The sequence below is a fragment of the Alishewanella sp. HL-SH06 genome, assembly GCF_052656265.1.
In genome coordinates, this window is sequence record NZ_CP199752.1 from 3,432,726 (window position 1) to 3,454,698 (window position 21,973).

The 21,973-nt window shown below is 47.5% G+C and carries 20 protein-coding genes; 9 read left to right on the forward strand and 11 right to left on the reverse strand.

Going from position 1 to position 21,973, the window contains the following annotated elements; genetic code table 11:
- Positions 1–1,068 (forward strand): formimidoylglutamase, encoded by a 1,068-nt coding sequence (locus tag ACUJFK_RS15920; RefSeq protein WP_445425433.1) that lies wholly within the window; start codon positions 1–3, stop codon positions 1,066–1,068.
- Positions 1,069–1,079: 11 nt separating this feature from the next.
- Here ACUJFK_RS15920 and hutI read toward each other — a convergent pair whose 3' ends face one another.
- The gene (gene hutI, locus ACUJFK_RS15925; RefSeq protein WP_445425434.1) at positions 1,080–2,312 is read right to left on the reverse strand and encodes an imidazolonepropionase; all 1,233 of its coding nucleotides are present in this window, start codon (positions 2,310–2,312) and stop codon (positions 1,080–1,082) included.
- A 181-nt stretch (positions 2,313–2,493) separates the two neighbouring features.
- Between hutI and hutC the strand changes: the two genes are divergently transcribed.
- The 4 genes from hutC to ACUJFK_RS15945 all read left to right on the forward strand — a co-directional run bounded on the left by hutC (position 2,494) and on the right by ACUJFK_RS15945 (position 8,605).
- Positions 2,494–3,201: a histidine utilization repressor gene (hutC, locus tag ACUJFK_RS15930; protein ID WP_226751039.1), complete on the forward strand. Its 708-nt coding sequence runs from the start codon at positions 2,494–2,496 to the stop codon at positions 3,199–3,201.
- Between the two features lie 11 nt (positions 3,202–3,212).
- Positions 3,213–4,895, forward strand: coding sequence for a urocanate hydratase (gene hutU, locus ACUJFK_RS15935; protein WP_445425435.1), 1,683 nt, complete (start codon positions 3,213–3,215; stop codon positions 4,893–4,895).
- Complete coding sequence (gene hutH / locus ACUJFK_RS15940) at positions 4,892–6,427, forward strand: histidine ammonia-lyase (protein WP_445425436.1); 1,536 nt, start codon at positions 4,892–4,894, stop codon at positions 6,425–6,427. The genes hutU and hutH overlap by 4 nt, the downstream gene beginning before the upstream one ends.
- Positions 6,428–6,583: 156 nt before the next feature.
- Positions 6,584–8,605 carry a methyl-accepting chemotaxis protein gene (locus tag ACUJFK_RS15945; protein WP_445425437.1) on the forward strand — a complete coding sequence of 674 codons (2,022 nt, stop codon included), beginning with the start codon at positions 6,584–6,586 and terminating at the stop codon, positions 8,603–8,605.
- A gap of 7 nt (positions 8,606–8,612) precedes the next feature.
- Here the strand turns inward: ACUJFK_RS15945 and ACUJFK_RS15950 are convergent, their stop codons facing one another.
- The 5 genes from ACUJFK_RS15950 to ACUJFK_RS15970 form a co-directional block, all read right to left on the reverse strand.
- Positions 8,613–9,428, reverse strand: coding sequence for an NAD(P)H-binding protein (locus ACUJFK_RS15950; RefSeq protein WP_445425438.1), 816 nt, complete (start codon positions 9,426–9,428; stop codon positions 8,613–8,615).
- On the reverse strand, positions 9,421–10,350 hold the full coding sequence (locus tag ACUJFK_RS15955) for a bifunctional GNAT family N-acetyltransferase/hotdog fold thioesterase (protein WP_445425439.1): 930 nt from the start codon (positions 10,348–10,350) through the stop codon (positions 9,421–9,423). Before ACUJFK_RS15955 ends, ACUJFK_RS15950 begins: the two co-directional genes overlap by 8 nt.
- A 4-nt stretch (positions 10,351–10,354) precedes the next feature.
- The gene (dtd, locus tag ACUJFK_RS15960) at positions 10,355–10,795 is read right to left on the reverse strand and encodes a D-aminoacyl-tRNA deacylase (protein ID WP_445425440.1); all 441 of its coding nucleotides are present in this window, start codon (positions 10,793–10,795) and stop codon (positions 10,355–10,357) included.
- Positions 10,792–11,706 (reverse strand): virulence factor BrkB family protein, encoded by a 915-nt coding sequence (locus ACUJFK_RS15965; RefSeq protein ID WP_445425441.1) that lies wholly within the window; start codon positions 11,704–11,706, stop codon positions 10,792–10,794. Before ACUJFK_RS15965 ends, dtd begins: the two co-directional genes overlap by 4 nt.
- 143 nt (positions 11,707–11,849) lie before the next feature.
- A complete protein-coding gene (locus tag ACUJFK_RS15970) occupies positions 11,850–12,707 on the reverse strand; it encodes a DMT family transporter (protein WP_306177738.1) in 858 nt (285 codons plus the stop codon).
- Between the two features lie 129 nt (positions 12,708–12,836).
- Between ACUJFK_RS15970 and ACUJFK_RS15975 the strand changes: the two genes are divergently transcribed.
- Entirely contained in the window at positions 12,837–13,532 is a 696-nt protein-coding gene (locus ACUJFK_RS15975; RefSeq protein ID WP_306177739.1) for a pirin family protein, read from the forward strand.
- Positions 13,533–13,550: 18 nt separating this feature from the next.
- Positions 13,551–14,285 carry a sulfite exporter TauE/SafE family protein gene (locus ACUJFK_RS15980; protein WP_226751029.1) on the forward strand — a complete coding sequence of 245 codons (735 nt, stop codon included), beginning with the start codon at positions 13,551–13,553 and terminating at the stop codon, positions 14,283–14,285.
- A gap of 68 nt (positions 14,286–14,353) precedes the next feature.
- Here ACUJFK_RS15980 and ACUJFK_RS15985 read toward each other — a convergent pair whose 3' ends face one another.
- The 5 genes from ACUJFK_RS15985 to ACUJFK_RS16005 form a co-directional block, all read right to left on the reverse strand.
- On the reverse strand, positions 14,354–15,724 hold the full coding sequence (locus tag ACUJFK_RS15985) for a GAF domain-containing sensor histidine kinase (RefSeq protein ID WP_445425442.1): 1,371 nt from the start codon (positions 15,722–15,724) through the stop codon (positions 14,354–14,356).
- A 92-nt stretch (positions 15,725–15,816) separates the two neighbouring features.
- Complete coding sequence (locus ACUJFK_RS15990) at positions 15,817–16,236, reverse strand: hypothetical protein (RefSeq protein WP_226751027.1); 420 nt, start codon at positions 16,234–16,236, stop codon at positions 15,817–15,819.
- Positions 16,233–18,701, reverse strand: a complete 2,469-nt coding sequence (locus ACUJFK_RS15995; RefSeq protein ID WP_445425443.1) for a tetratricopeptide repeat protein — start codon at positions 18,699–18,701, stop codon at positions 16,233–16,235. Before ACUJFK_RS15995 ends, ACUJFK_RS15990 begins: the two co-directional genes overlap by 4 nt.
- Positions 18,702–18,807: 106 nt before the next feature.
- Positions 18,808–19,023, reverse strand: coding sequence for a TIGR02450 family Trp-rich protein (locus tag ACUJFK_RS16000; RefSeq protein WP_445426797.1), 216 nt, complete (start codon positions 19,021–19,023; stop codon positions 18,808–18,810).
- 435 nt (positions 19,024–19,458) lie between these two features.
- Positions 19,459–20,445, reverse strand: a complete 987-nt coding sequence (locus tag ACUJFK_RS16005) for an alpha/beta fold hydrolase (protein WP_445425444.1) — start codon at positions 20,443–20,445, stop codon at positions 19,459–19,461.
- Between the two features lie 269 nt (positions 20,446–20,714).
- Between ACUJFK_RS16005 and ACUJFK_RS16010 the strand changes: the two genes are divergently transcribed.
- Positions 20,715–20,963 carry a DUF3297 family protein gene (locus ACUJFK_RS16010; protein ID WP_445425445.1) on the forward strand — a complete coding sequence of 83 codons (249 nt, stop codon included), beginning with the start codon at positions 20,715–20,717 and terminating at the stop codon, positions 20,961–20,963.
- A 202-nt stretch (positions 20,964–21,165) separates the two neighbouring features.
- On the forward strand, positions 21,166–21,948 hold the full coding sequence (folM, locus tag ACUJFK_RS16015; RefSeq protein ID WP_445425446.1) for a dihydromonapterin reductase: 783 nt from the start codon (positions 21,166–21,168) through the stop codon (positions 21,946–21,948).
- Positions 21,949–21,973: the final 25 nt, after the last annotated feature.

The window sequence follows — 21,973 nt, forward strand, 5'->3', positions numbered from 1 at the left end:
ATGAACGCCCTGCACTATTTGACTCAAGCGCAACTTGCGCGTTGCTGTCAGCAGCGCAGCGGCGAACAACGATTATCTGCCCAGTTACGCTTTCCTGAAGCCACTTTATCGTTAGCAGAGAACCTTGCCTTACATGCCGCTCACAGTGGCAAGTTTGTCATACTGGGGATCCCCGAAGATCTGGGCCCTAGAGCGAACGGTGGCTTTGCTGGTGCACAATTAGGCTTTCAAGCGTTTTTAAACAAATTCCTTAATCTGCAAGCTAATGCATTACTCGCCGGTGAATCTATTTTGATCCTCGGTGAGGTAGCTTGTGCCGATTTACAAGCACAAAGTACAGCATTAGATCATCAACAACCCGAGCATTTAAGCCAATTACGCGCCCTTTGTGCGCAACTTGACGAACGAGTATTCAGTGCCGTTCAACCTATTTTTGCGCAGGGCTTAACCCCGATAGTGATTGGCGGTGGTCATAACAATGCCTTACCACTGTTGCGGGCGTTAAGTGATTGTCAGCAGCAACAGGTTAATTGTATTAATTTGGATCCGCATGCCGATTTTCGTGCCTTAGAAGGCCGACATAGCGGCAATGCGTTTAGTTATGCGCAAGCTGAAGCGTTATTACAGCATTATTTTGTGCTGGGGCTGCATGTGCAAAAAAATAATGCCGCCAGTTTGACGGCCTTACAGCAAGCGAATTTTGAATATCTCAGCTATCAACAGATCTTTGTAGAAGGCCAGTACAACTGGAGCCAGGCCATCGAACTGAGTTTGCAAAGAGTGTTATCCGCTAACACCAAGTTAGCACTTGAAGTGGATACCGACTGCATTACCAGCATGCCGGCCAGCGCGCTTAACTACAGTGGTATTAGCGTAGCTGAAGCAGAGCAAGCCGTGTTTCACTTCGCCAAATTACCGCAAACCGCTTATTTACACTTAGCCGAAGCCGCGCCTGCGCAACATCCAAGTGGTGAAGCTGCAGGGATGAATCAATGCGGCCAAGTGTTAAGCCAACTGGTACAAGCCTTTTTAGCGGGAAAGCAACAACAGCCGCCAAGCATTGACTAAAGGGTGATCAGCTACACATTTTTGGCTAAGCGGCACAAGGTGCCACCAATGACCACTTGTTTAAGCGCACTGACGCCAAATTGATAACATAATTCTGCCGGTTGGCCAATCGCATAACAGGCAAAATCGGCACGCATTCCCACAGCCAAACTTCCCCGGTCAGTCAATCCCAGCGCCTTGGCAGCATGACGCGTCACGCCTAATAACGCTTCTTCTGGCGTTAAACGAAACAAGGTGCAGGCCATATTCAACATTAACAATAATGAACAAAATGGCGAGGTCCCCGGATTAAGATCGGTGGCAATCGCCATTGGCACCTGGTAGCGACGTAACAGCGCTATCGGTGGTAATTGGGTTTCCCGTAAAAAGTAATAAGCCCCCGGTAATAACACCGCAACGGTACCGGCGTTTGCCATACGGGCAATCGCTGCCTCATCCAAATATTCCAGATGATCCGCGGATAACCCCGAAAACTCAGCCACTAAGGCGCTGCCGCCTAAATTAGATAATTGTTCAGCATGCGCTTTAACCGGTAAGCCTAATGCCTTGGCCGTGTTAAATACTTGCCGACACTGCTCAACACTAAAGCCAATACCTTCACAAAACACATCAACCGCGTCCACCAACTGTTGCTCAGCAAGCAGCGGTAACATACGACACACTTCGTTGATATAACCCGCCGCATCCTTTTTAAATTCTGCTGGCAGTGCATGCGCACCTAAAAAGGTTTTTACAATATTCAGCGGATGATGCTCAGCTAACAACGCGGCGACTTCAAGCAGCTTTTGCTCATTGGCTAAGTCGAGACCATAGCCTGATTTAATTTCTACAGTCGTCACGCCTTCGTGCAGTAAGCTATTGAGGCGATCTTTACCTAATACAAACAATTGTTCATGGCTGGCTGCCCGAGTGGCTTTTACGGTACTGGCAATACCGCCACCGGCTGCCGCGATGGCTTGATAACTGGCCCCTTGTTGGCGTAGCTCAAATTCATTGGCGCGACTACCAGCAAACAGCAAATGGTTATGACAATCAATTAAACCGGGCAGGATCCATTGGCCTTTTGCATCGTAAAGCGGCGTACTTAATGCATCAAATTGCGGCAAATCGGCTTGTGGCCCAACATAAGCAATCAAACCGTCTTTGATGGCCAATGCGCCGTGCGCGATAGCACCATAAGGCTGGCCGTTTTCCGTCATGCTGGCGATCTGAGCATTCACCCACACGGCATCAAATTCTGTCACTGTTCCTCCTGAGCACAATTCTGCTAACACTTAATCGCGCAACGACCTCTAGGGCTAAAGCCCAAACTATTAAAAATAGTCTATACGAAAAACTTGTATATACAACCAAGATCCGCTATTTTTATTTGCAGCTAATTAGCGGATCCGTTCTGACCCGCTGTCTGACTAACACGAGAATAACATGGCAAAATTTGCAGAAATAAAAGAGTTTATGCTACGGCAAATTGAAAGCGGTGCCTGGCCTGAGCACAGCCGTGTGCCATCCGAAAATGAATTGGCCGAGCAATTCTCCGTTAGCCGCATGACCGCCCGGCGCGCTTTGCAAGAGCTAACCGAGCAAGGCATTTTGTATCGAACGCAAGGTGTTGGCAGCTTTGTTGCGGCACTTAAATCCCAGTCATCTTTATTGCAAATACATAATATTGCTGATGAAATTGCCGGCCGTGGCCATACCTATAGCGCAACCTTAGTACAGCTAACCGAATTACCTTGCCCGACCATTGTGGCAACAGCACTGGGGTTAAAACGCAATGATCCTGTGTTTTTCTCACTGATTGTGCACCTGTCTGCCGGGCAACCATTGCAACTCGAAGCGCGCTATGTCAATCCGCTGCAAGTGCCACTGTATATCCAGCAAGATTTTCAAGAGCAAACACCGCATCACTATCTAAGTATGATTGCGCCACTGACCGAAGCTGAACATATCGTTGAAGCGATCTGGCCAGATAACTTTACTTGCCAGCATCTACAACTGAAAAAACCTGAACCCTGCCTGCGCTTGACCCGTCGCACCTTTAGCCGTGATGGTGCCGTTAGCCTGGCTTATCTCACCTCGCCTGGTAGCCGCTATCGGCTAGGCGGACACCTTAATTTTGCGTTACCCCGTTAACAGAGGTTGCTATGAACACGAACCGTATTGATAACAGCAGAGTGATCCGCGCCGCGCGCGGCAAGCAGATCACCGCCAAAAGTTGGCAAACTGAAGCCGCTAAGCGCATGCTAATGAACAACCTGGATCCTGAGGTGGCTGAGCATCCGCAAGCCCTGGTGGTGTATGGTGGTATTGGCCGCGCGGCTCGTAACTGGGCTTGTTTTGATAAAATTGTCGAGGTGTTAGACCGGTTAGAGGATAACCAAACACTGTTAGTGCAAAGCGGTAAACCCGTTGGTGTTTTTCCAACCCACCCTGATGCACCGCGGGTGTTAATCGCCAACTCTAATTTAGTACCGGCGTGGGCGAACTGGCAACATTTTAATGAATTAGATCGACAAGGGTTAATGATGTACGGCCAAATGACCGCTGGCTCATGGATCTATATCGGCACGCAAGGCATCGTACAAGGCACCTATGAAACCTTTGTGGCGATTGCTAAGCAGCATTTTGACGGTAACGCCGCCAATAAATGGATCTTAACCGGTGGTCTCGGTGGCATGGGCGGTGCACAGCCATTGGCCGCAACCATGGCCGGCTTTCATATGATCGCCTGTGAAGTGGATGAAAGTCGCATCGATTTTCGGCTAAAAACCGGCTATATCGACCAAAAAGCCTACTCATTAGATGAAGCGTTACAATTACTTGAGCAGGCTAAAGCCTCAGGCAAACCTACCTCGATTGGTTTATTGGCCAATGCCGCCGATGTGTTTAGCGAATTAGTCAACCGGAACATCACGCCAGATGTGGTGACCGATCAAACCTCCGCACATGATCCTTTAAACGGCTATTTACCCCAAAACTGGACCCTGCAAATTGCAGCAGAAATGCGCCAGCAAGACGAGGCCAAAGTGGTTAAAGCCGCGAAACATTCTATGGCCGTTCAAGTGCAAGCGATTTTAACTTTGCAGCAACGCGGCGCAGTCGCTACCGACTATGGCAATAATATTCGGCAAATGGCCAAAGACGAAGGCATAGACAATGCTTTTGATTTCCCGGGGTTTGTTCCTGCCTATATTCGGCCACTGTTTTGCCAAGGCATTGGGCCATTTCGGTGGGTGGCCCTGTCGGGCGATCCAGAAGACATTTACAAAACCGACGCCAAAGTCAAAGAGCTGATCCCGGATGATACCCATTTGCATCATTGGTTGGATATGGCACGCGAGCGCATTCAGTTTCAAGGTTTACCCGCTCGTATCTGCTGGATTGGCTTAAAAGATCGCGCCCGTATCGCTTTAGCATTTAATGAGATGGTAAAAAATGGCGAACTCAATGCCCCCGTGGTGATTGGTCGTGATCATCTTGATTCTGGCTCGGTTGCCAGCCCTAATCGTGAAACTGAAGCCATGCTAGACGGCTCAGATGCCGTTTCCGATTGGCCATTACTGAACGCCTTATTAAATACCGCTGGCGGTGCTACGTGGGTGTCGTTACATCATGGCGGTGGCGTGGGTATGGGTTACAGCCAACACAGTGGCGTGGTGATTGTCGCGGATGGAACAGAGGAAGCGGCAGCACGTTTAGGTCGAGTGCTGTGGAATGATCCGGGTACAGGGGTAATGCGTCATGCCGATGCAGGTTACGACATTGCCAAAAAATGTGCCCATGAACAGGGCCTAGATCTACCAATGATGACGGGAGAACAACCATGACCTTCGCCTTAAACTTGCTCCCTGGCCAGCTTAGTTTGGCACAATTACGTGCTGTGCAACAAGGCGCAGTAACGCTCAGCCTAGATGCCAGTGCGCTCCCTGCTATTGCTCAATCAGCCGCTTGTGTCGCCGATATTATTAAACAAAATAAAGTGGTGTATGGCATCAATACCGGCTTTGGCTTACTGGCTAGCACACGGATTAAAAACGATGAATTAGAATTGTTACAACGGTCTATCGTGTTATCGCATGCCGCGGGCTTTGGCCAGTTTATGGCAGATAGCACCGTACGCTTAATGATGGTGCTAAAAATCAATTCGCTCAGCCGTGGCTTTTCGGGTATTCGCTTAAGCGTGATTGACATGCTAATTGCCATGGTTAATGCCGAGTTATACCCGTGTATTCCAGAAAAAGGCTCAGTTGGCGCCTCTGGCGATCTCGCGCCACTTGCTCATATGGTATTACCGTTAATCGGTGAAGGTGAGATTTGCTACAAAGGGCAAATTTATGATGCTAAAGAAGCACTCGAATTAGTCGGTTTAGCGCCGATTACCCTTGCCGCGAAAGAAGGTCTGGCCTTACTGAATGGCACACAAGCCTCTACCGCCCTGGCCTTACAAGGCTTGTTTCATGCCGAAGATTTGTACGCTGCAGGTTGCGTTATTGGCGCAATGAGCGTGGAAGCGGCACTTGGCAGTCGTGCGCCATTTGATCCCCGCATCCATCAGGCGCGTGGCCAAAAAGGCCAAATTGATACTGCCTGCATTTATCGGCACTTGCTGCAAACCGGCTCTGAAGTAGGCCATTCCCATGAAAACTGTGAAAAAGTACAAGATCCCTACTCGTTACGCTGCCAACCTCAGGTGATGGGTGCCTGTTTAACGCAAATCCGTCATGCGGCAGAGGTGCTGCAAGTTGAAGCCAATGGCGTTACAGATAACCCCTTAGTATTTGCAGAGGATGGCGATATTTTATCCGGTGGTAACTTCCATGCCGAACCAGTTGCTATGGCCGCCGATAACTTGGCCTTAGCCATAGCCGAAATTGGCGCACTGTCGGAACGACGTATGGCGTTATTAATTGATGCTAGTTTGAGTAAGTTACCGGCTTTCTTGGTGCCAAACGGTGGGGTCAACAGTGGTTTTATGATTGCACAGGTGACCGCTGCTGCGCTGGCCTCAGAAAATAAATCGTTAGCACATCCTGCTTCAGTCGACAGTTTACCGACTTCAGCCAATCAGGAAGATCATGTTTCCATGGCAACCTTTGCCGCTCGGCGCTTGGCTGATATGGCCGAGAACACTACCGGCGTGTTGGCGGTGGAATATCTTGCTGCGGCACAAGGCTTGGATTTTCGGGCGCCACTGAAAAGCACCCCGGTGTTAGAGCAAGCAAAAGCCGCTTTGCGCGACGAAGTCAGCTTTTATCAGCAAGATCGTTACTTTGGTCCCGATATAGAAAAAAGTGCCGCCTTGGTGCGTTCGGGTGTATTTAACCCCATGTTACCCAGCGGTATGTTATGTAGCTTTTAAACTCACACTAACCAGTGCATTTTCGTGCACTGTGTTCACCTTTTGCACAATTTTAGGTCTAACCAGACTGCTTTGCTGGCTAGACCAGTGTGCTAAAAACTGCTAAGTTGAAACGATAATAAAGATAATAAGTTTCTTCAAGCAGGGTAACTCAGCATGAAATTAAAAGTTGCACATAAAGTGAGTATTGGTTTTGCCTTTATCACCTTATTATTACTGTTTGCCAGCATCTCAGCACTTGGTATATTTCGCAGCATCACCCGTGCCAATACTCAGGTCAATGAACAAGCGCTGCCCGCACAACAACAAAGCAATTTAGAGCAAATTCAATTATTAAAACTGGCACGCTTATCCTCTGCAGGGTTTAATGCTGAACAACAAAATGCCATTGAACGCCAACAGCAACAGTTCCTTCAAGCACAACGTGCTTTTGCTGAGCTAACAGAGGGCTTTACCCAGCTTAATGTAGACAGTGCGCTGCAACAAAAGCTGCAACAAGCGACTGAGTTTGCCAAAGGTTACACGGATGCCGCCGCAAAAATGTTTCAAGCGCGTTTAAGTAGCCTGAGTTACCAGCAGCAACTCAACAGTGAATTAGCTGAGTTAGAAATCCTGTTAGATGAAGCCGGCGCTAGCTTAATTGAATTGTCTGAATTAGAACTGCCACGCGATAAACAACTGGCTGCAATTATTGCCGGCACGGCTGCGCGTTTAGATGGGCAACTGGTAGGGTTAATTAACACGCTACGCGAAACCGCAGGTTACAGTGACTACGCACAATTTGCACCGAACGAGCAAAATATTGAATTTGCCGTCAGTGATATGCAGGTCAATGTCGATTATTTAGCGCAATTAGTGCAGGACATCAACAGCCAAGGTTTATGGCAGCAGTTTGCTGAAAATTGGCAGAACTTAAATACGGCTTTCGACAAAGAAACGAATTTAAGCCAACTGAAAAAACAGCATGTCACGGCCTTACAGCAGGCACGTTTACAACTTAATCAAGCAGAGGAACAAATTGAGCAAGCGCTTAATAGCTTAGATCAAGTGGTACAAGCCGCAGATCAGCAATTTTCTCAGCTACAACAACAAGTTTCCAGCGAATTAAACTCTGGCAGCCAACGCACCACTATTATTTTGGTCATTTTAGTCGTGCTGGCTTTTACTATCGCCTATTTCACTATTAATGCCATGATCAAACCGCTTAAAGGTATCAACCATATACTAGGCTACATCGCACAAGGCGATCTCACTCGGCAACTGATGATTAAACAACAAGATGAATTTGGCAGCCTCTCTGCAAAGGTTAACAGCCTCATCAGTGCCCTTAGCGGCTTAATTAATAATATTCAGCACAATGCCCGTGCGCTGAACAATACGGCCAGTCGCTCTACCCATGCCGTCAGTGATATCAATCAATCGTTACAGCAACAACAGCAGCAAATTGGCGCGGTTAACAGTATTACCGAACAATTAGCCGATAATACGCAAGCGGTCGCAGAGCATGCGGCAGAAACTGGCCAAGCCATGCAATTGGCGCTACAACAAAGCCAACAAATTAATACACTGGCAGATGAAAACAGCAAACGTATTAGCAAGCTAGCTGGGCAATTGGTGAATACCAGCAGCTTAATTAACAAAGTCAGTTCGGAGTCGACTAACATTGGCGGCATCTTAACAACCATCAGCAGCATTGCCGAACAGACCAACTTATTAGCGTTAAACGCCGCCATCGAAGCCGCCAGAGCCGGCGATCAAGGTCGCGGCTTTGCCGTAGTGGCCGATGAAGTTCGCTCTTTAGCAAGCCGAACGCAGCAAGCGACCAGTGAAATACGCCAGATGATTGAACATTTGCAGCAACAAACTAAACAAGCCGTAACGGCTGTCACTGCAGGAAAAACCGATGCGGAAAACTGCGTGCAAACCATGGCTGAATTAGTCAACGCTTTGCAGCAAGTGGCGGCAGCGATCAATGAAACCTTGAGAATAAGCGAAGCAGTTACAAGCGCAAGTGCCAGTCAATTAGCGTTAGGGCAGTCGATTAACGATAATATGCATGAAATGGTCGGGCTGGCGAAAACCAGTGCAGCTCAAGCTGAAGAAACGCTTAACCACAGTGCCGAAGTGGCAGCGTTGGCCGAACAGTTACAACTTGCTGCCGCAAAGTTTAAAATTTAAGACGGGTTTACAAACAATCGGCTAACGCATCACGCGCATCACGATAGCGATAGCGAAAAGGCGTATCTCGCTCTATTGCTAGGCTCTCAACTTTGCGCCATAGAGCTGCCGTTTCAGTATCAAAAGCACTGTCTGGCAGCCCAAGAGCAGCTGTTGCCGCATGATAAAATGCTTCCTTGCTCACCAGAGCAGGCGAGCTTAAGTTATAACAAGGCTGGCTTAAAGGCCATACTGGTAGCAGGGCTAAAACAGCTTGCACCACCTCAGCACTGTGTAGCATATTCACCGGTTGCTGTGCATCTGCAAGCCGTTTACCTTGGGTAAAACGTGCCGGATGACGCCCTGGCCCCATTAAGCCGCCTAAACGTAACGTCAGCCAATTACCTTGTTGTTGTAAAGCCTGTTCCCCCTCAGCCAGCAACACCGCTCGAGGCTGCGTTTCAGATAGCGCGGTCTGTTCATTCAGTTGGCCATCGACTCCCTGATACACACCTGTTGAACTAAAGTGGATGCCCCCTCTAAAACCGGCTTGTTGGCAAAGCTTAGCTAACTGCTGAAGCGCACTGACATACCCCGTAGGGGAGGATCGACCCGGTGCAATACTGCAAATCACCCACGCATCCGCCAACATAGCCAATAACTTGTCGCTCTCAAGCAGTGGTTGATTTAAAGCCAGCGTAAAACCCTGGATAGGTTCAGGTAATGCTGCCGCACTGGCACTCGATTGTCGGCTACCGAATACTTGATAACCGGCATGCACTAAAGGCTTCGCCAATTGCTGCCCTAGCCAACCACATCCAATAATGACGACCTTGTTAGTCATCGCTTTGCTCAGGTAATACGGCATATAAACCCACAAACTGCGCACAATGCTGTTCATCGACGAAAATATCTACAGTGATCTGCTGGCGTACTCTGCGACCACTGGCTAAGGTACTAAGATCGCCCCGCACATCGGCTAAATGACAACGCGCAGTGGGTGTTGAACGCACCGGTTGTAAATAACGAATATTGCCTTCCGCTAACACCTGCGCGCCTGCTAGGCCTAAACTTTGCAACTGAAGATACAACATGCCCCAGCCGGTTAAGGTTGCTAAGGTATAAATACTGCCAGCAAACATGGTCTGATGCAGATTAATATTCGGTGCCAATGGCGCCTGACATTGCAAACTAAAACCATCAAAAGAGGTGATCTGCAATTGCATAAACTGGCTTAACGGAATAGTGCTGTGCCATGTCTGTTGCAAATCTGCACACCACTGGCGGAACTCGCTGTCAGTGCCGGCTAGCGTAAGCGTTTTACTCATGCGTTGATGCACAATACCAAACATGCTGGGAGCCGAGCCCAACACCTGATATTGCTGACGTAAGTAAAAAGGTAAGGCGCTATCGCGAGCGTTTAGCAGCAGCTTTTTATACCCTTGGCTTATCGCATAATGCTCCAAGCCTTGTAACACTGCGGCACCTGCGCCCTGGCCTTGCCATTCAGAGGCCACCGCCATATAGCGCACTTGTGCCGTTTCGGCATCGACTTGATGTAACCGCCCCACCGCAATTAACTCGCCGGCTGCGTTAGTGAGCATCAGATGGTAAGCGTCTTGCTCTAATTCGTCGCGCTCACTACCTAAAGCTTGTAACCATGGCGCCCGTAAAATTTGCCAACGTAATTGATAATAGGCTTGCCAGTCGGCGGCGCTCTCTGGGCTGCGCAATTGCCAGCGCTGATTCAGTAAGTTCGCGTTCATCGATTTAACGACTCTCCAATAAAAAAGTTACCGGCCCATCATTGACCAAGCTCACCTGCATATTCGCGCCAAAACGCCCTGTCGCCACCTTAAGGCCAAGCGTTTGGCAAGCCTGGCAAAAAGCCTGATAATGCTGCTCTGCCAGTTGCGGGCTGCCTGCTGGGGTAAAACTCGGTCTTAAACCCGAACGTGTATCCGCCGCTAAGGTAAATTGCGAAACAACCAGCAAGGCTCCGCCGGCCTGTTGCACGTTCAAATTCATTTTGCCTTGGTCATCGCTAAACACTCGATAACGACACACTTTTTCAGCCAACTTTTGCACATCAGCAGCATTATCTGTCGCCTCTACGCCAAGCAGCACCAGTAAACCTTGCTCAATAGCACCCACTGTTGTGTGTTCAATCTCAACTTTAGCCGAACTCACGCGTTGAATTAATGCTTTCATGTTAAGCGCTCGGTATCAATAGTGTTAGGAGGCGCTTCATCCTGATCGGGTACCGCACAATCATCGCCTTCTTCACATACACCCTCTTCACGTTGTTGCAATAACGCCGTTAATTCTGCACCAAGCAATACCACCATCCACGATAAATGCACCCAAACGAACAAAATAGGTAATAAGGCTAAAGCACCATAAATCGTTTGATAGGTTGGAAAGTGTGTCACATAAATAGCAAAGCCGCGCTTCGATAATTCAAATAGTACAGTGGCCAATAACGCCCCGAGCAAGGCATGTTTAAGCCGCACTTTGATATTCGGCACGACCAAATACAAGATAAAAAAGGCGATTAACGACATGGCGTAAGGCACTAATCCAAGGACGAGGCTCGAAAAACCAGGCGTGTAATCATCGGCAAAACTGCTCAGTCGGACCACGTAGGAGGTCATCCCGATCGACAAGCCGACTAAAATGGGGCCTAGCGTTAAAATCATCCAATAAATAGAAAACGAAATGATTAATCGTGGCCGTTTCGTCACGCGCCAAATTTTATTCAAGGTTTTATCGATATTGTGGATCAACAATAACGCCACACAGACTAAAGCCAAAATACCGATAGCGGTCATACTGCCGGTATTGCCAATAAATTTCGTGAGATAGGTTTGAATTTCTTCGCCCCGAGAAGGGATCACATTCGCATAAATAAACTGCTCTAAGTTCGTGCGAAACTGCGCGAACATCGGAAAGGCGCTGAGCATAGAAAACATCACGGTGACCATAGGCACCAAAGACAGTAATGAGATATAAGCCAAATAGCCGCCCATCACAGACAACTGATCTTGCTTACAACGCTGGGCATAGGCTCGAACAAAATCTATCGTTTGCCGCCAACCATTTTGCCAATTTACAGATCGCATATCGATTCCTTTTTTGCTGGCATGGCAACTACTTAGCTTGGCCAATACCCTGTTACAGCATACCGTAAATCCAGCAAGCTCACCAGTTTGCCCGAGCAAGCTTTACACGCGAACGTGCCGCAAAAGGCGGATACTTCAGCGGATTAAGCGCGATTTTTACTCAATAAGACCAAGCCTAAACCACAAAGTACGACAGCCGCAGCGGTCACTAAACGTAGCGTTAATGGCTCATTTAACAACACTATACCCAGTATGGCAGCCAAAACAGGGACTGCCAATTGTACCGATGCAGCTTGTAACGCTGACAAGGCTGGCAATACCCGATACCAAATGTAGTAACCTAAACCAGAAGTGATGGCACCACTGATCAGCGCAAGCAGCACACCATAGGGATCCCATTGCAGGTTTGGCCAAAATATTACACATAGCACCAATGCCAGTGGGCTCGCTCTTAAAAAATTGCCTGCAGTGTTTGCCGCAGCATCACCCGCGCGTTGGCCCAGTAAGGAATATAATCCCCATGCGGCACCGGCACATAACATGAAGAAGGCTGACAGGGGTTCTGGCGCACTGGCGCCTGGCAACAATAGCCAGCCAATCCCTGCTAATGCCAAGCCTGCGCCAGCCCATTGCCAACCGCTAACCTGAGTTAACTGTTTTACCCCCAACGCTAGCATGGTTAATTGCACAGCGCCAAATAACAATAACGCTCCGGTGGCGGTATCCAACTGTACATAAGCAAAAGAAAATAACGCCGCATAGGCAAATAAGTAGCTCGCACCGAGCCAACTGCCCGCAGGCTGCCGCCGCGGTCGACGCACTCTTAACAACACGTATAACAGTAGTGCCGCAGATATGATCCGCACTAAGGTAAAACTCGTCGCATCAATACTAGTATGATTAAATGCAGCTCGATTCAATAAACTATTTCCCGCAAAAGCCAGCAACGCTAAAACTGTTAACCACAACACCCGCAAAGTAAGCATATTCGCTGTTACCATCTAATTAACCGTAAGATTCATCATATTTATTACCATTTATTTGTTTAAGGCCGCCGCTTAAACTAGCAACATACGATGCAAGGCCAACGTAAACCATAGGGCCCTGCAAACTGATTAGCGGAGATTAACATGTTAGAGATTATTCGTTCAGCAGACCGCGGACAAGCACAATTTGGCTGGCTAACCAGCAAACATAGCTTTTCATTTGGCCATTACTATAACCCTAAACAAATGGGGTTTTCAGCCTTACGCGTGATCAACGATGACAGGGTGATCGCAGGGGCAGGCTTTAGTACGCATGGTCATCGCAATATGGAAATTATCAGCTATGTACTCGACGGTCATATCGCGCATAAAGATTCTGCGGGTAATGAAAAAATTTTACCAGCCGGCGAGTTCCAACTGATGAGTGCGGGAAAAGGCATTCAACACAGCGAATATAATGCCAGTAAAACCGCGCCATTAACGTTTTTGCAGATTTGGATTGAACCCAATCAACAAGAGGGTGAACCACGCTATCAACAAAAAGACTTTGGCCAAGCACTTGGCTTAACATGGGTGATTACGCCAGATGGCCGCAATGGCACTTTGCAGATACGACAAGACGCCCAGGTGGCACAGCTTCGTTTAACCGAAGGTGACGCATTTGAGTTGCCAGTTGTTGCTGGCAGAGCGTATTATCTGCATCTGATCAGTGGCACAGTGTCGCTGGCAGAGCAAACGCTTGCTCCCGGTGATGGTATCAAGCTTGCCGCGATCGCGTCACTTCAAGGCAACGTGTTACAAGGACCTGTCAATGCCATTTGGTTTGATTTACCGGCTTAAGCTCGGTATTGCTACGCTATGCTAATCGAACAATGGGCAGTACTGATCATTGCTGTGTTACTGATTGGCATCTCCAAAGCCGCCTTTGCAGGTAGCCTTGGCTTACTGGCTTTACCGCTGCTATTACTGAGCTTTGAAGCCCCAACAGCACTCTCTCTACTCTTACCGCTGTTAATTGCCGCTGATGCCTTAACCTTGCATCAATACTGGCGGCAATGGAGTATGGTTGACTTAAAACGGCTATTACCGGCTGCGCTAGGCGGTATCTTGGTTGGCGCCTTGTTACTTGGCAAATTAAATACGGCTTTTCTACAAGGCTTAGTGGGGGCCGCCAGTGTGCTATTTGCGCTAAATTACTTTTTACAACGGGGTAAAGCGGCAACCTGGTTAGCTAATAGCTTAGGAGGAGGTATTTTAGGCTTTGTCGCCGGACTGAGCTCAACGTTATTGCATGCCGGTGGACCGCCCATAAAAATTTACTTACTGGCGCGACAGCTGCCTTACACAACATACTTGGGCACGGCAGCGGTATTTTTTGCCTTAACCAATTGGCTAAAAGTACCGGCGTATATTTGGCAAGGACAATTAACCCTGCAACACCTCTATCAAGTGTTACCGCTGTTACCTTTGAGCTTTATCGCGATTAAACTGGGCGTCTATTTAAAAAAACGCCTGCCTGAACGCATTATTATTCCGCTGATCTACAGCTTGCTATTCTTGGCAGGCGCGCGCTTATTGTGGACTTTGCCTTAAACGCAACTGCAAGCCGCTTTCACAGCTCTTTAGCAAGAACATTGCGCCGTGGGGTGGCCAATCGCACTTTAATGCAAATTAGGAATGGTTAGGCTAAAACGACAGCCTTGAGCAGGCTCAGAGTGCAGGCTTAGCTCACCTTTTAAGTGCTGTTTAACAATATTGTAGACAATCGATAAACCTAAGCCCGTGCCACCTCGCCCACGCTTAGTGGTAAAAAAAGGGTCAAAGATTTTTTGTTGATGGCTGCGCGGAATGCCGCAACCATTATCACTGACCACAATGCACAGCTGTTGATCGGCAGATACCCGAGTAGTAATGTTAACTAACGCGGGCTGCGTCGCTTGCTCGAACGCATGTAAGCAAGCATTCGTGACTAAATTGGTGATGACTTGCGCTAAGGCTCCCGGAAAAGTGTTTAAAGACAAGCCGCTACTCAGCTGTAACTGTAACTCAACCTGATGTTGCCGACAAAATGGTTGCAAGGTACTACTCAGCGCTGAGATATAATCGTCAATGTCGATCGCGTGCAATTCAAAATGCGCTTGATCTAAGGCCGTTTGTTTAAATTGTTGGATCAGCCCAGCTGCACGCTCTAAGTTGCGCTCTACGATATTGCACGATTGCAATAAATCGGTGACAGCACTTTTCAAAGATTGCTTGGTGATGCCACCGGTTTCAACGGTACGCTGTACTTTTTCCAACACATATTGGCTATGGCTATTCGCCGTAAGCCCAACGCCAATCGGTGTATTAATTTCGTGCGCTACGCCCACCACTAAACTACCTAATGATGCCATTTTCTCTGATTCAATAAGATGATGCTGAGTTTGTTTTAACTGATCTAATGCCGCCTGTAAGTGCTGTGTACGCTCTTGCACTTGGCTTTCTAAACGGGCATTCGCTGTCTCCAGCTGAACCTGATAACGATGACGCTGGGCCGCGGCGACAATACGGCCATACAAGTCTGATAAGGCCCCCACAAAAGCTGCATCGCTATCCGACCACAAACGTGGCTGCTGTGTTTGTTCACAACAGATAATGCCAATTACCTCGCCTTTGTAGCGTAGCGGCACATCTAACAGCGAATAGATATTGCAAGGCTCAAGATAAACCAAGTTGAATTCACAGGTGGCCGGATCGCTGCGCGCATCTGGCGCGGTGATCACGCGCTTTTTATCAAGTGCGGCAAAATAACTGGGATAGTCTGTCCGGTTTAATGTGGGCAGATCGTGAGTGCTTATGCCGTGTTGAGTGCACAACAACTTACACGCTATAGTACTGTTCTCATCGCTATAAAGCCAAATACTGGCCCGCGAGACCTTGATACCCTGTAAACACGTTTGCAACAACACGCTTTCGGCTTGCGAGCGATGATCGCTATCTAACAGCGGATCCATCGACAGCGCTAATAACAATCCTTCAAGTGCATTGTTCAATATCGCCTCCCAGAATAAGACATTAGGCCATAATACAATTTGCTGCAGCAACTGGGCTGCAGCATAAAGCATTATAATGATGCCAAAACAGCTTACTTAATAATGATCCTAGGGTCAAAGTCTTCACAGCCTGCGACTTTGACACCGTAATCGTAATGCTGCACAGCGTCATTTTTGATGCGACATTTTAATTTACCCTGAGTATTCGACTCTAAATTACAATTTGGTTTAAAAGGGGAATCTCCATAAAAATAAATTTGATAGTCTTTTATGTCGGCACTTTGCCATTCAATATGCTTATCAGGTTTTATGCAAACACAGTTGGCGATACCTTCACATTGACCGCGCTGACCATTATTTTCTTTACAATTATCTTCACCGACAGGTTCAATGCCGACAATACAGTAACTGCCTGCAACTGGCATCGCTTCAATTTGTAACACCTGATCTTTATCCGCCGCAAACAACGAGTAGCTGCCGGTTAAAATCATGAACATCAGTAAGGTTTTCATCTATATATTCCTTCATGTTGATTAATCGATACTGCATTTCCAGAACGGCGAGAGGAGATCTCATGGGGAATTTTTGGATCAGCCGCCACCAAAGAGGCCGGATAACCGAAGTCGATCGCTTGCTGTAAATACGTTATGCCCTGTAAAGCACGCTGGCAGGTAAAGTTGGCGATGGCTAAATCATAAAAAACGTAAAAGTCAGTCAGGTTACTCACTAATAATTGCTTTTCAGTATCAAAAGCTTGCTCGCATTGCTGTAGCTCTGCCTGTAATCGGCTAATTTGCGATAATAGCGGCTGAGCTTGAGCATTAATCACCAAATTACCCTGCGCTAAGCTAAGCGCCCGCTGATACAGACCCAACGCTTCTTGTTGCCGATCCGCCTGCACATCAAGCACATCGGCTAGATTAGTCCAAATGGTGTAATCCGCTGGGCTCACGGCTAACGCTTGTCGATAGAACTGCTCGGCTTGCAGATAATCGCCCGCAAAATATAACGCCGTGCCAAGGTTAGAAAACGATAACGAGACGGGCGATAACTCCACCACTTGCTGCCAAACTGTTATCGCCTGCTGAAATTGCCCGCTCAAAAACCATGCCGCCGCAAGGCTATTTAGCACATCGGTACTACCTGGTTTTAAGCGCGACGCTTGCTCAAAACGACGCGCAGCGGCAGCAAAATTGGCATTGTCATATAAAAACCGGCCGTAATGCATATAGTTTTGCCAATATCCTGGCTCTAATTCGATGGCTTGATTAAACAGCAACTCCGCTTCTTGTGACTGCTCTTTAGCACTTAACACTCTGGCCTTACCGGTAATAGCATCAACCCAGCGGCTATTAACGGCAAGCGCTTGCTCATATTGCGCGATAGCTTCTGGGTATTGACCACGCAACCGGTACAGCTCGCCTAAAGCAGAATACACTTCTGCTTGGTTAACCGCTAAACCCGCGGCATGTTGGCAAGCGGTATTGGCTAAATCGAACTCTTCGATATGTCGAGTCAGGGCATATTTATCTAAATGCACCTTACACAAGCTAGCTGAAGCCAATGCAAAATCAGCATCTTCCTTTAAGGCCTGTAATAACAGCTGTTCAGCCGTATCTAAACTGGCCAAATCATCATATTTTTTTAGCTGTTGCTGGGCTTGCATGTAGGCATCAAACGCTTTGAAGTTATTGGTTATTTGATAATCACGCCCGGTTAAACTAACGGACACTTGCGGCATCACTAGCACCAATGCATTTTGCACCTGTCGATGTAAATCGCGTTGTAATGTCGGTAAGGCTTGCTCTGGCTGAGCTAAACGTGTCGACCAGCGCTGCATGCCAGTGGCGGTTTCAACCAATGAAATCGCCAGCTGAAACTGTTCATCCACAATCTGCATACGCCCCTCTAGCACATACTCCACCCGCAATTGATCCGCTAATTGTTGATAGCTCAGATCCGTACTGATATTTTGCATTGCTCGATCGGCCAGCACCGGAAATTGATTTAATTGCGTTAAGGAATACACTAACTCATCACGGATCCCCGACAGCAGATAATCGGCTAATTTGCTGCCATGCTGCAGCTGAAACGGCAAAATAGCTAAGGAGTTTGCGATAGGCCCCAAAGCAACGGTTTGCTGCACAATAGCCGGGGCTTGCTGCACATCATCATCAATGGCCAGCTTTATTGAGCGACCTAACAACCACACTGCCGTAAACGACAACAATAAAAAACCTAAATCGACGGCTAATTGCCGCCGCCAAAACTGCCGTTGCTTTGGATTATTTGACAAAGCCATCCGTCTTTTGCGCTCGCGTAAGTCACCCACCCAGGTAATCAACAACACCACCGGAAAACCCACCAGCAAGACCAGTAAAGTCAGCTTCATGCCTGTCGCCGAGATATTCATTAGCGGAAAGGTGATGGCCATAACCTGAATAAATAACCAAACACTGACTAGAAACGCCACGCTTACACTAAACAGCCGACTGCCGCGAAATAGCGACATCAACCACGACCAATGCCGATTCACCACGACGGTTTGGCTTCGCCGCTCTATCAGTGGTGGCGCATTGGCTGCGCTGGGAGTAGGTTGAGATTGCAGTGGCGTAAGCAAGCGATACCCACGCCGAGGTAGGGTTTGAATAAACACCGGGCATTCTTTATGATCCCCTAATACGTGCCGGATCTCACTAATCGCATGGGTTAAATTTGCCTTAGGTGCATCAACATCAGCCCAAACTGCCAACAATATCTGTTGTTGCGGTACAATTTCTTCAGCATGCAGCGCTAACTGTAACAACACTTCAAATGCTTTAGCGGATAAATGTCGGTACTCGCCATTGACCACCACAAACCCTTTCTCGGGCAGAACGGTGATATCACTTAAACAAAAACCCGCCTGTAACGTCTGAGCGGTAAGCTCGACATCGGGCGGGTTAGTTGTTATTAATAATTTATCCTGATTATCCACTACCATCACTGTTAACTAAATAAACGACAACTCATGGTCGCTTATTAATTAAACAAGTATGGCAAAGGTTGGCTTAATTACCAGCATCGTCAGCAAATGAAAGCGGCTACTTCCAGCCTTGTTGCCAAATCCGCATATCTTTTAACTCCTGCCATTGAATAGGCATTGAACGCTTCGACATCACCGCTTCTATCGTGCAAGCAAGCACATTCCCCTCTTCATCAAACTCGACTTCATTAACCATAAAATGCTTTTCTTTGTTTATCGGTTTTATTGCTGTCCATTTGCTCTTAAGCAATTTATTCGGATTAATTTGATTCATCATTCACACCTTAAAGATGGCTTATTTCAGCCAACGTTGTATTTTTATTTTGCCGATAAGGCAGATTGACTTCTGAGTACTGTTGCTAAAAATAGCTCAAACGGTATCCATAGCAGCAAAGCAAAGCCTATTTGAATCAATAATGCTAAAGGATGATCAATAAAAAAGACTGGTTGATACAGCAAGATAATCAAGAGCAATAACGCCAAGTAAATAACGAGACACATGCTGGCCAACAACCACGGAAAAGGCTTATAAACTAAGCCACTTTTACAGTGCGGACAGGCTATCCGTGTAGGGAGTGCCGCTTTCATAATGGCTAAAACGCCAATATCCTTGTTGCAAATGGGACAATGTTTACCGTTCAAAAGTAGCGCTCCTTTTGCATATCATCTGGCTTAATTTGCTGCAGCTTTAATAAACTATCAAAAAAGCTCAGTTGATCTTAGCAGATTGTCGTGCTGCGGTCTGATTTGCATCGGCCAAAAACTGCTTAAAAACAGTCACCGTACTGCCGGGATCTTCTTCCTGTGGCACATGACCCAACCTATTAAAACGCACCAATTGACTCCCAACAATATCCTGATGAAAGCGATCAGCCATAGCAGGTGGAATAAGACGATCACGGCCGCCCCAAATAATCAGTGTTGGCAATTTCAGATCCTTAATTCGGTTCACTAACGACTCGGTTTGTGTTTGCCGCAAACGCTGACTTAAAGCCTGACGATTACCCGCTCGGGTAGTAAGCTCGAAATAACGATCAATCAGTTCAGCTGTGACTAAGGCAGGATTACCATAAACATTCTTCACGCTACTTTCTATAACGCTACGCGGTAAAACCTGCTCCATCAGTTTGTTTAATAGAGGAATACGGGCAATCGTAAAGCCAATAGGTACAGATTGCGCTTGATTTGGATAACCACTGGCATCAACCAGCACCAGTTTTTTTATACGTTGTGGATACAGCACCGCCGTCGCCCAGGCCACATTACCCCCTAAAGAGTTGCCCGCGATCACCACTTGCTCTAGTTGCAACTCATCGAGTAGGGCTATAACAATTCGTGCATAGTTTTCAATACTATAGTTGTTATCAGCTGAAGGGCCAGTTAAACCAAAACCAGGTAAATCAAATCGAATGACACGACGCTCGTCTTTTAACGCATTCACCCAGCCATCCCAAGTGTGCAGCGAAGAACTGGTTCCATGTATCAGTACAATAGGGGTAGGATCGCCGCGAGGGCCCTCATCCCGCAGATGCAGTTGCATACCAGCCACCTCAACAAATTGAGAAGGTGCTGGCGCCCAGCGCACTCGAAGTTGTTCGACGGTACGATCAGGTTCACGATGTAATGCCATGTATATCACGATGCCGATAACCAGTATCAGACACAAAGCCCCCACTAACCTCATTAAAAGCCGCATACTTATCATCCACCATCAGGCCATTGTTTAAATCACTACGACAGATTCTTTCATTTAATCGACTGTCATACGAAAAAGGATGTTCTTGGAAGCATCAGTAGTGAAGTCAATCATTTAACATCCGTTATCACAACCATAACACAGACTTTGCGTCCTCTTTTTTATTCCCCACTTTTGGTAATGTGTAAGCTGTTTCTTACCAACACACTTGAGCGAGATCGCCGCTTTGCATACAATGGCGCCAACTTAATTTCAGACAGAGCACTGCTATGAACGATACGACCGCACGCCCAGACTTACCGGACCACCTTTCTGTTAATCCTCGCAGCCGTTTCTATGTTGAAGCTATTTTTGAACACGACATCGGTATTCGATTAAATGGTAAAGAGCGCTTTGATGTAGAAGAATATTGTATCAGCGAAGGTTGGGTAAAAGTGGCGGCAGGCAAGGCATTAGACCGTCGTGGCCAACCCCTATTAATGACCCTAAAAGGCAAAGTTGAAGCCTTCTATCGTTAATGATTCACCATCAACTCAGCCGTGCAGCACAAGGTATTATTTAGGCGGCTTAGACTGATGAAACCGTAGCAGGCGCTTCGCTGCTACGGTTATGCAGCTCACTTCTTCGCACTTCGTCAACTTCGCGGTTGTTTTAACAGTAAAACCCAACAACACTTTATCGCGTATAAGGCTTTTTTAGCGTTCTCATAGGGTTTTTTATATGCAAAGCAGCACCGTTTCTCAGGCTTCCTCAGATAAAGGCATTATTGTTATTACCGGTGCCGGCCAACGTGTCGGGTTATATTGTGCCAAGGCATTGCTTGAACATGGCTATCAACTGGTGGTGACTTACCGCAAAATGACAACGGGCATCCGTGAACTGCAACAAGCGGGCGCGCAGTGTATTGCTACCGATTTAAATGACTTAACCAGTATGGCCGCGCTTATTGCAGCACTGGCGCCCTATCCTGCGATCCGAGCGCTGATTCATAATGCTTCGAGCTGGCAAGCAGATCGCCCGCAAGCCGCAACAGCTCAGCCGCAAGATATACTGAGCCAGTTACAGCAGGATGCAGAGGTTTTTGATGCGATGCAGCATATTCATGCGCGTGCCGCTTATTTGTTAAATCGAGCCCTGTTGCCCCAATTACTCGCCAGTACAGAGACTGCCGATATTATTCATTTAACCGACTTTGTTGCCAGTGTCGGTAGCAGCAAACATCAAGCCTATGCTGCCTCTAAGGCTGCATTGGAAAACTTAACGCTATCACTATCACGTAAGTTAGCGCCTAAGGTGAAAGTGAATTCGATTGCCCCAGCGCTATTGATGTTTAACGAGCACGATGATGCGGCTTATCGCGAAAAAGCACTGAAAAAATCCTTAATGGGCATTGCCCCTGGCCCAGATGAAGTATTACAAAGCGTGCTTTACCTGCTGAATAGCCGTTACATTACGGGGCGTTGCTTAGCACTGGATGGCGGCCGTCATTTGCAATTACCTTAACTTTCGCGGCATTAATACTGCCACA

Excerpts from the sequence above, each read along its gene's own strand:
- ACUJFK_RS15990 (WP_226751027.1), bottom strand. The coding sequence starts at position 16,236 with ATGAAAACCTTACTGATGTTCATGATTTTAACCGGCAGCTACTCGTTG.
- hutC (WP_226751039.1), top strand. The coding sequence starts at position 2,494 with ATGGCAAAATTTGCAGAAATAAAAGAGTTTATGCTACGGCAAATTGAA.
- ACUJFK_RS15975 (WP_306177739.1), top strand. The coding sequence starts at position 12,837 with ATGTTAGAGATTATTCGTTCAGCAGACCGCGGACAAGCACAATTTGGC.
- folM (WP_445425446.1), top strand. The coding sequence starts at position 21,166 with ATGCAAAGCAGCACCGTTTCTCAGGCTTCCTCAGATAAAGGCATTATT.
- ACUJFK_RS15950 (WP_445425438.1), bottom strand. The coding sequence starts at position 9,428 with ATGACTAACAAGGTCGTCATTATTGGATGTGGTTGGCTAGGGCAGCAA.
- ACUJFK_RS15955 (WP_445425439.1), bottom strand. The coding sequence starts at position 10,350 with ATGAACGCGAACTTACTGAATCAGCGCTGGCAATTGCGCAGCCCAGAG.
- ACUJFK_RS15945 (WP_445425437.1), top strand. The coding sequence starts at position 6,584 with ATGAAATTAAAAGTTGCACATAAAGTGAGTATTGGTTTTGCCTTTATC.
- ACUJFK_RS15920 (WP_445425433.1), top strand. The coding sequence starts at position 1 with ATGAACGCCCTGCACTATTTGACTCAAGCGCAACTTGCGCGTTGCTGT.
- dtd (WP_445425440.1), bottom strand. The coding sequence starts at position 10,795 with ATGAAAGCATTAATTCAACGCGTGAGTTCGGCTAAAGTTGAGATTGAA.
- ACUJFK_RS16000 (WP_445426797.1), bottom strand. The coding sequence starts at position 19,023 with ATGAATCAAATTAATCCGAATAAATTGCTTAAGAGCAAATGGACAGCA.
- ACUJFK_RS15965 (WP_445425441.1), bottom strand. The coding sequence starts at position 11,706 with ATGCGATCTGTAAATTGGCAAAATGGTTGGCGGCAAACGATAGATTTT.
- hutH (WP_445425436.1), top strand. The coding sequence starts at position 4,892 with ATGACCTTCGCCTTAAACTTGCTCCCTGGCCAGCTTAGTTTGGCACAA.
- ACUJFK_RS16005 (WP_445425444.1), bottom strand. The coding sequence starts at position 20,445 with ATGCGGCTTTTAATGAGGTTAGTGGGGGCTTTGTGTCTGATACTGGTT.
- ACUJFK_RS15970 (WP_306177738.1), bottom strand. The coding sequence starts at position 12,707 with ATGGTAACAGCGAATATGCTTACTTTGCGGGTGTTGTGGTTAACAGTT.
- hutU (WP_445425435.1), top strand. The coding sequence starts at position 3,213 with ATGAACACGAACCGTATTGATAACAGCAGAGTGATCCGCGCCGCGCGC.
- ACUJFK_RS16010 (WP_445425445.1), top strand. The coding sequence starts at position 20,715 with ATGAACGATACGACCGCACGCCCAGACTTACCGGACCACCTTTCTGTT.
- ACUJFK_RS15980 (WP_226751029.1), top strand. The coding sequence starts at position 13,551 with ATGCTAATCGAACAATGGGCAGTACTGATCATTGCTGTGTTACTGATT.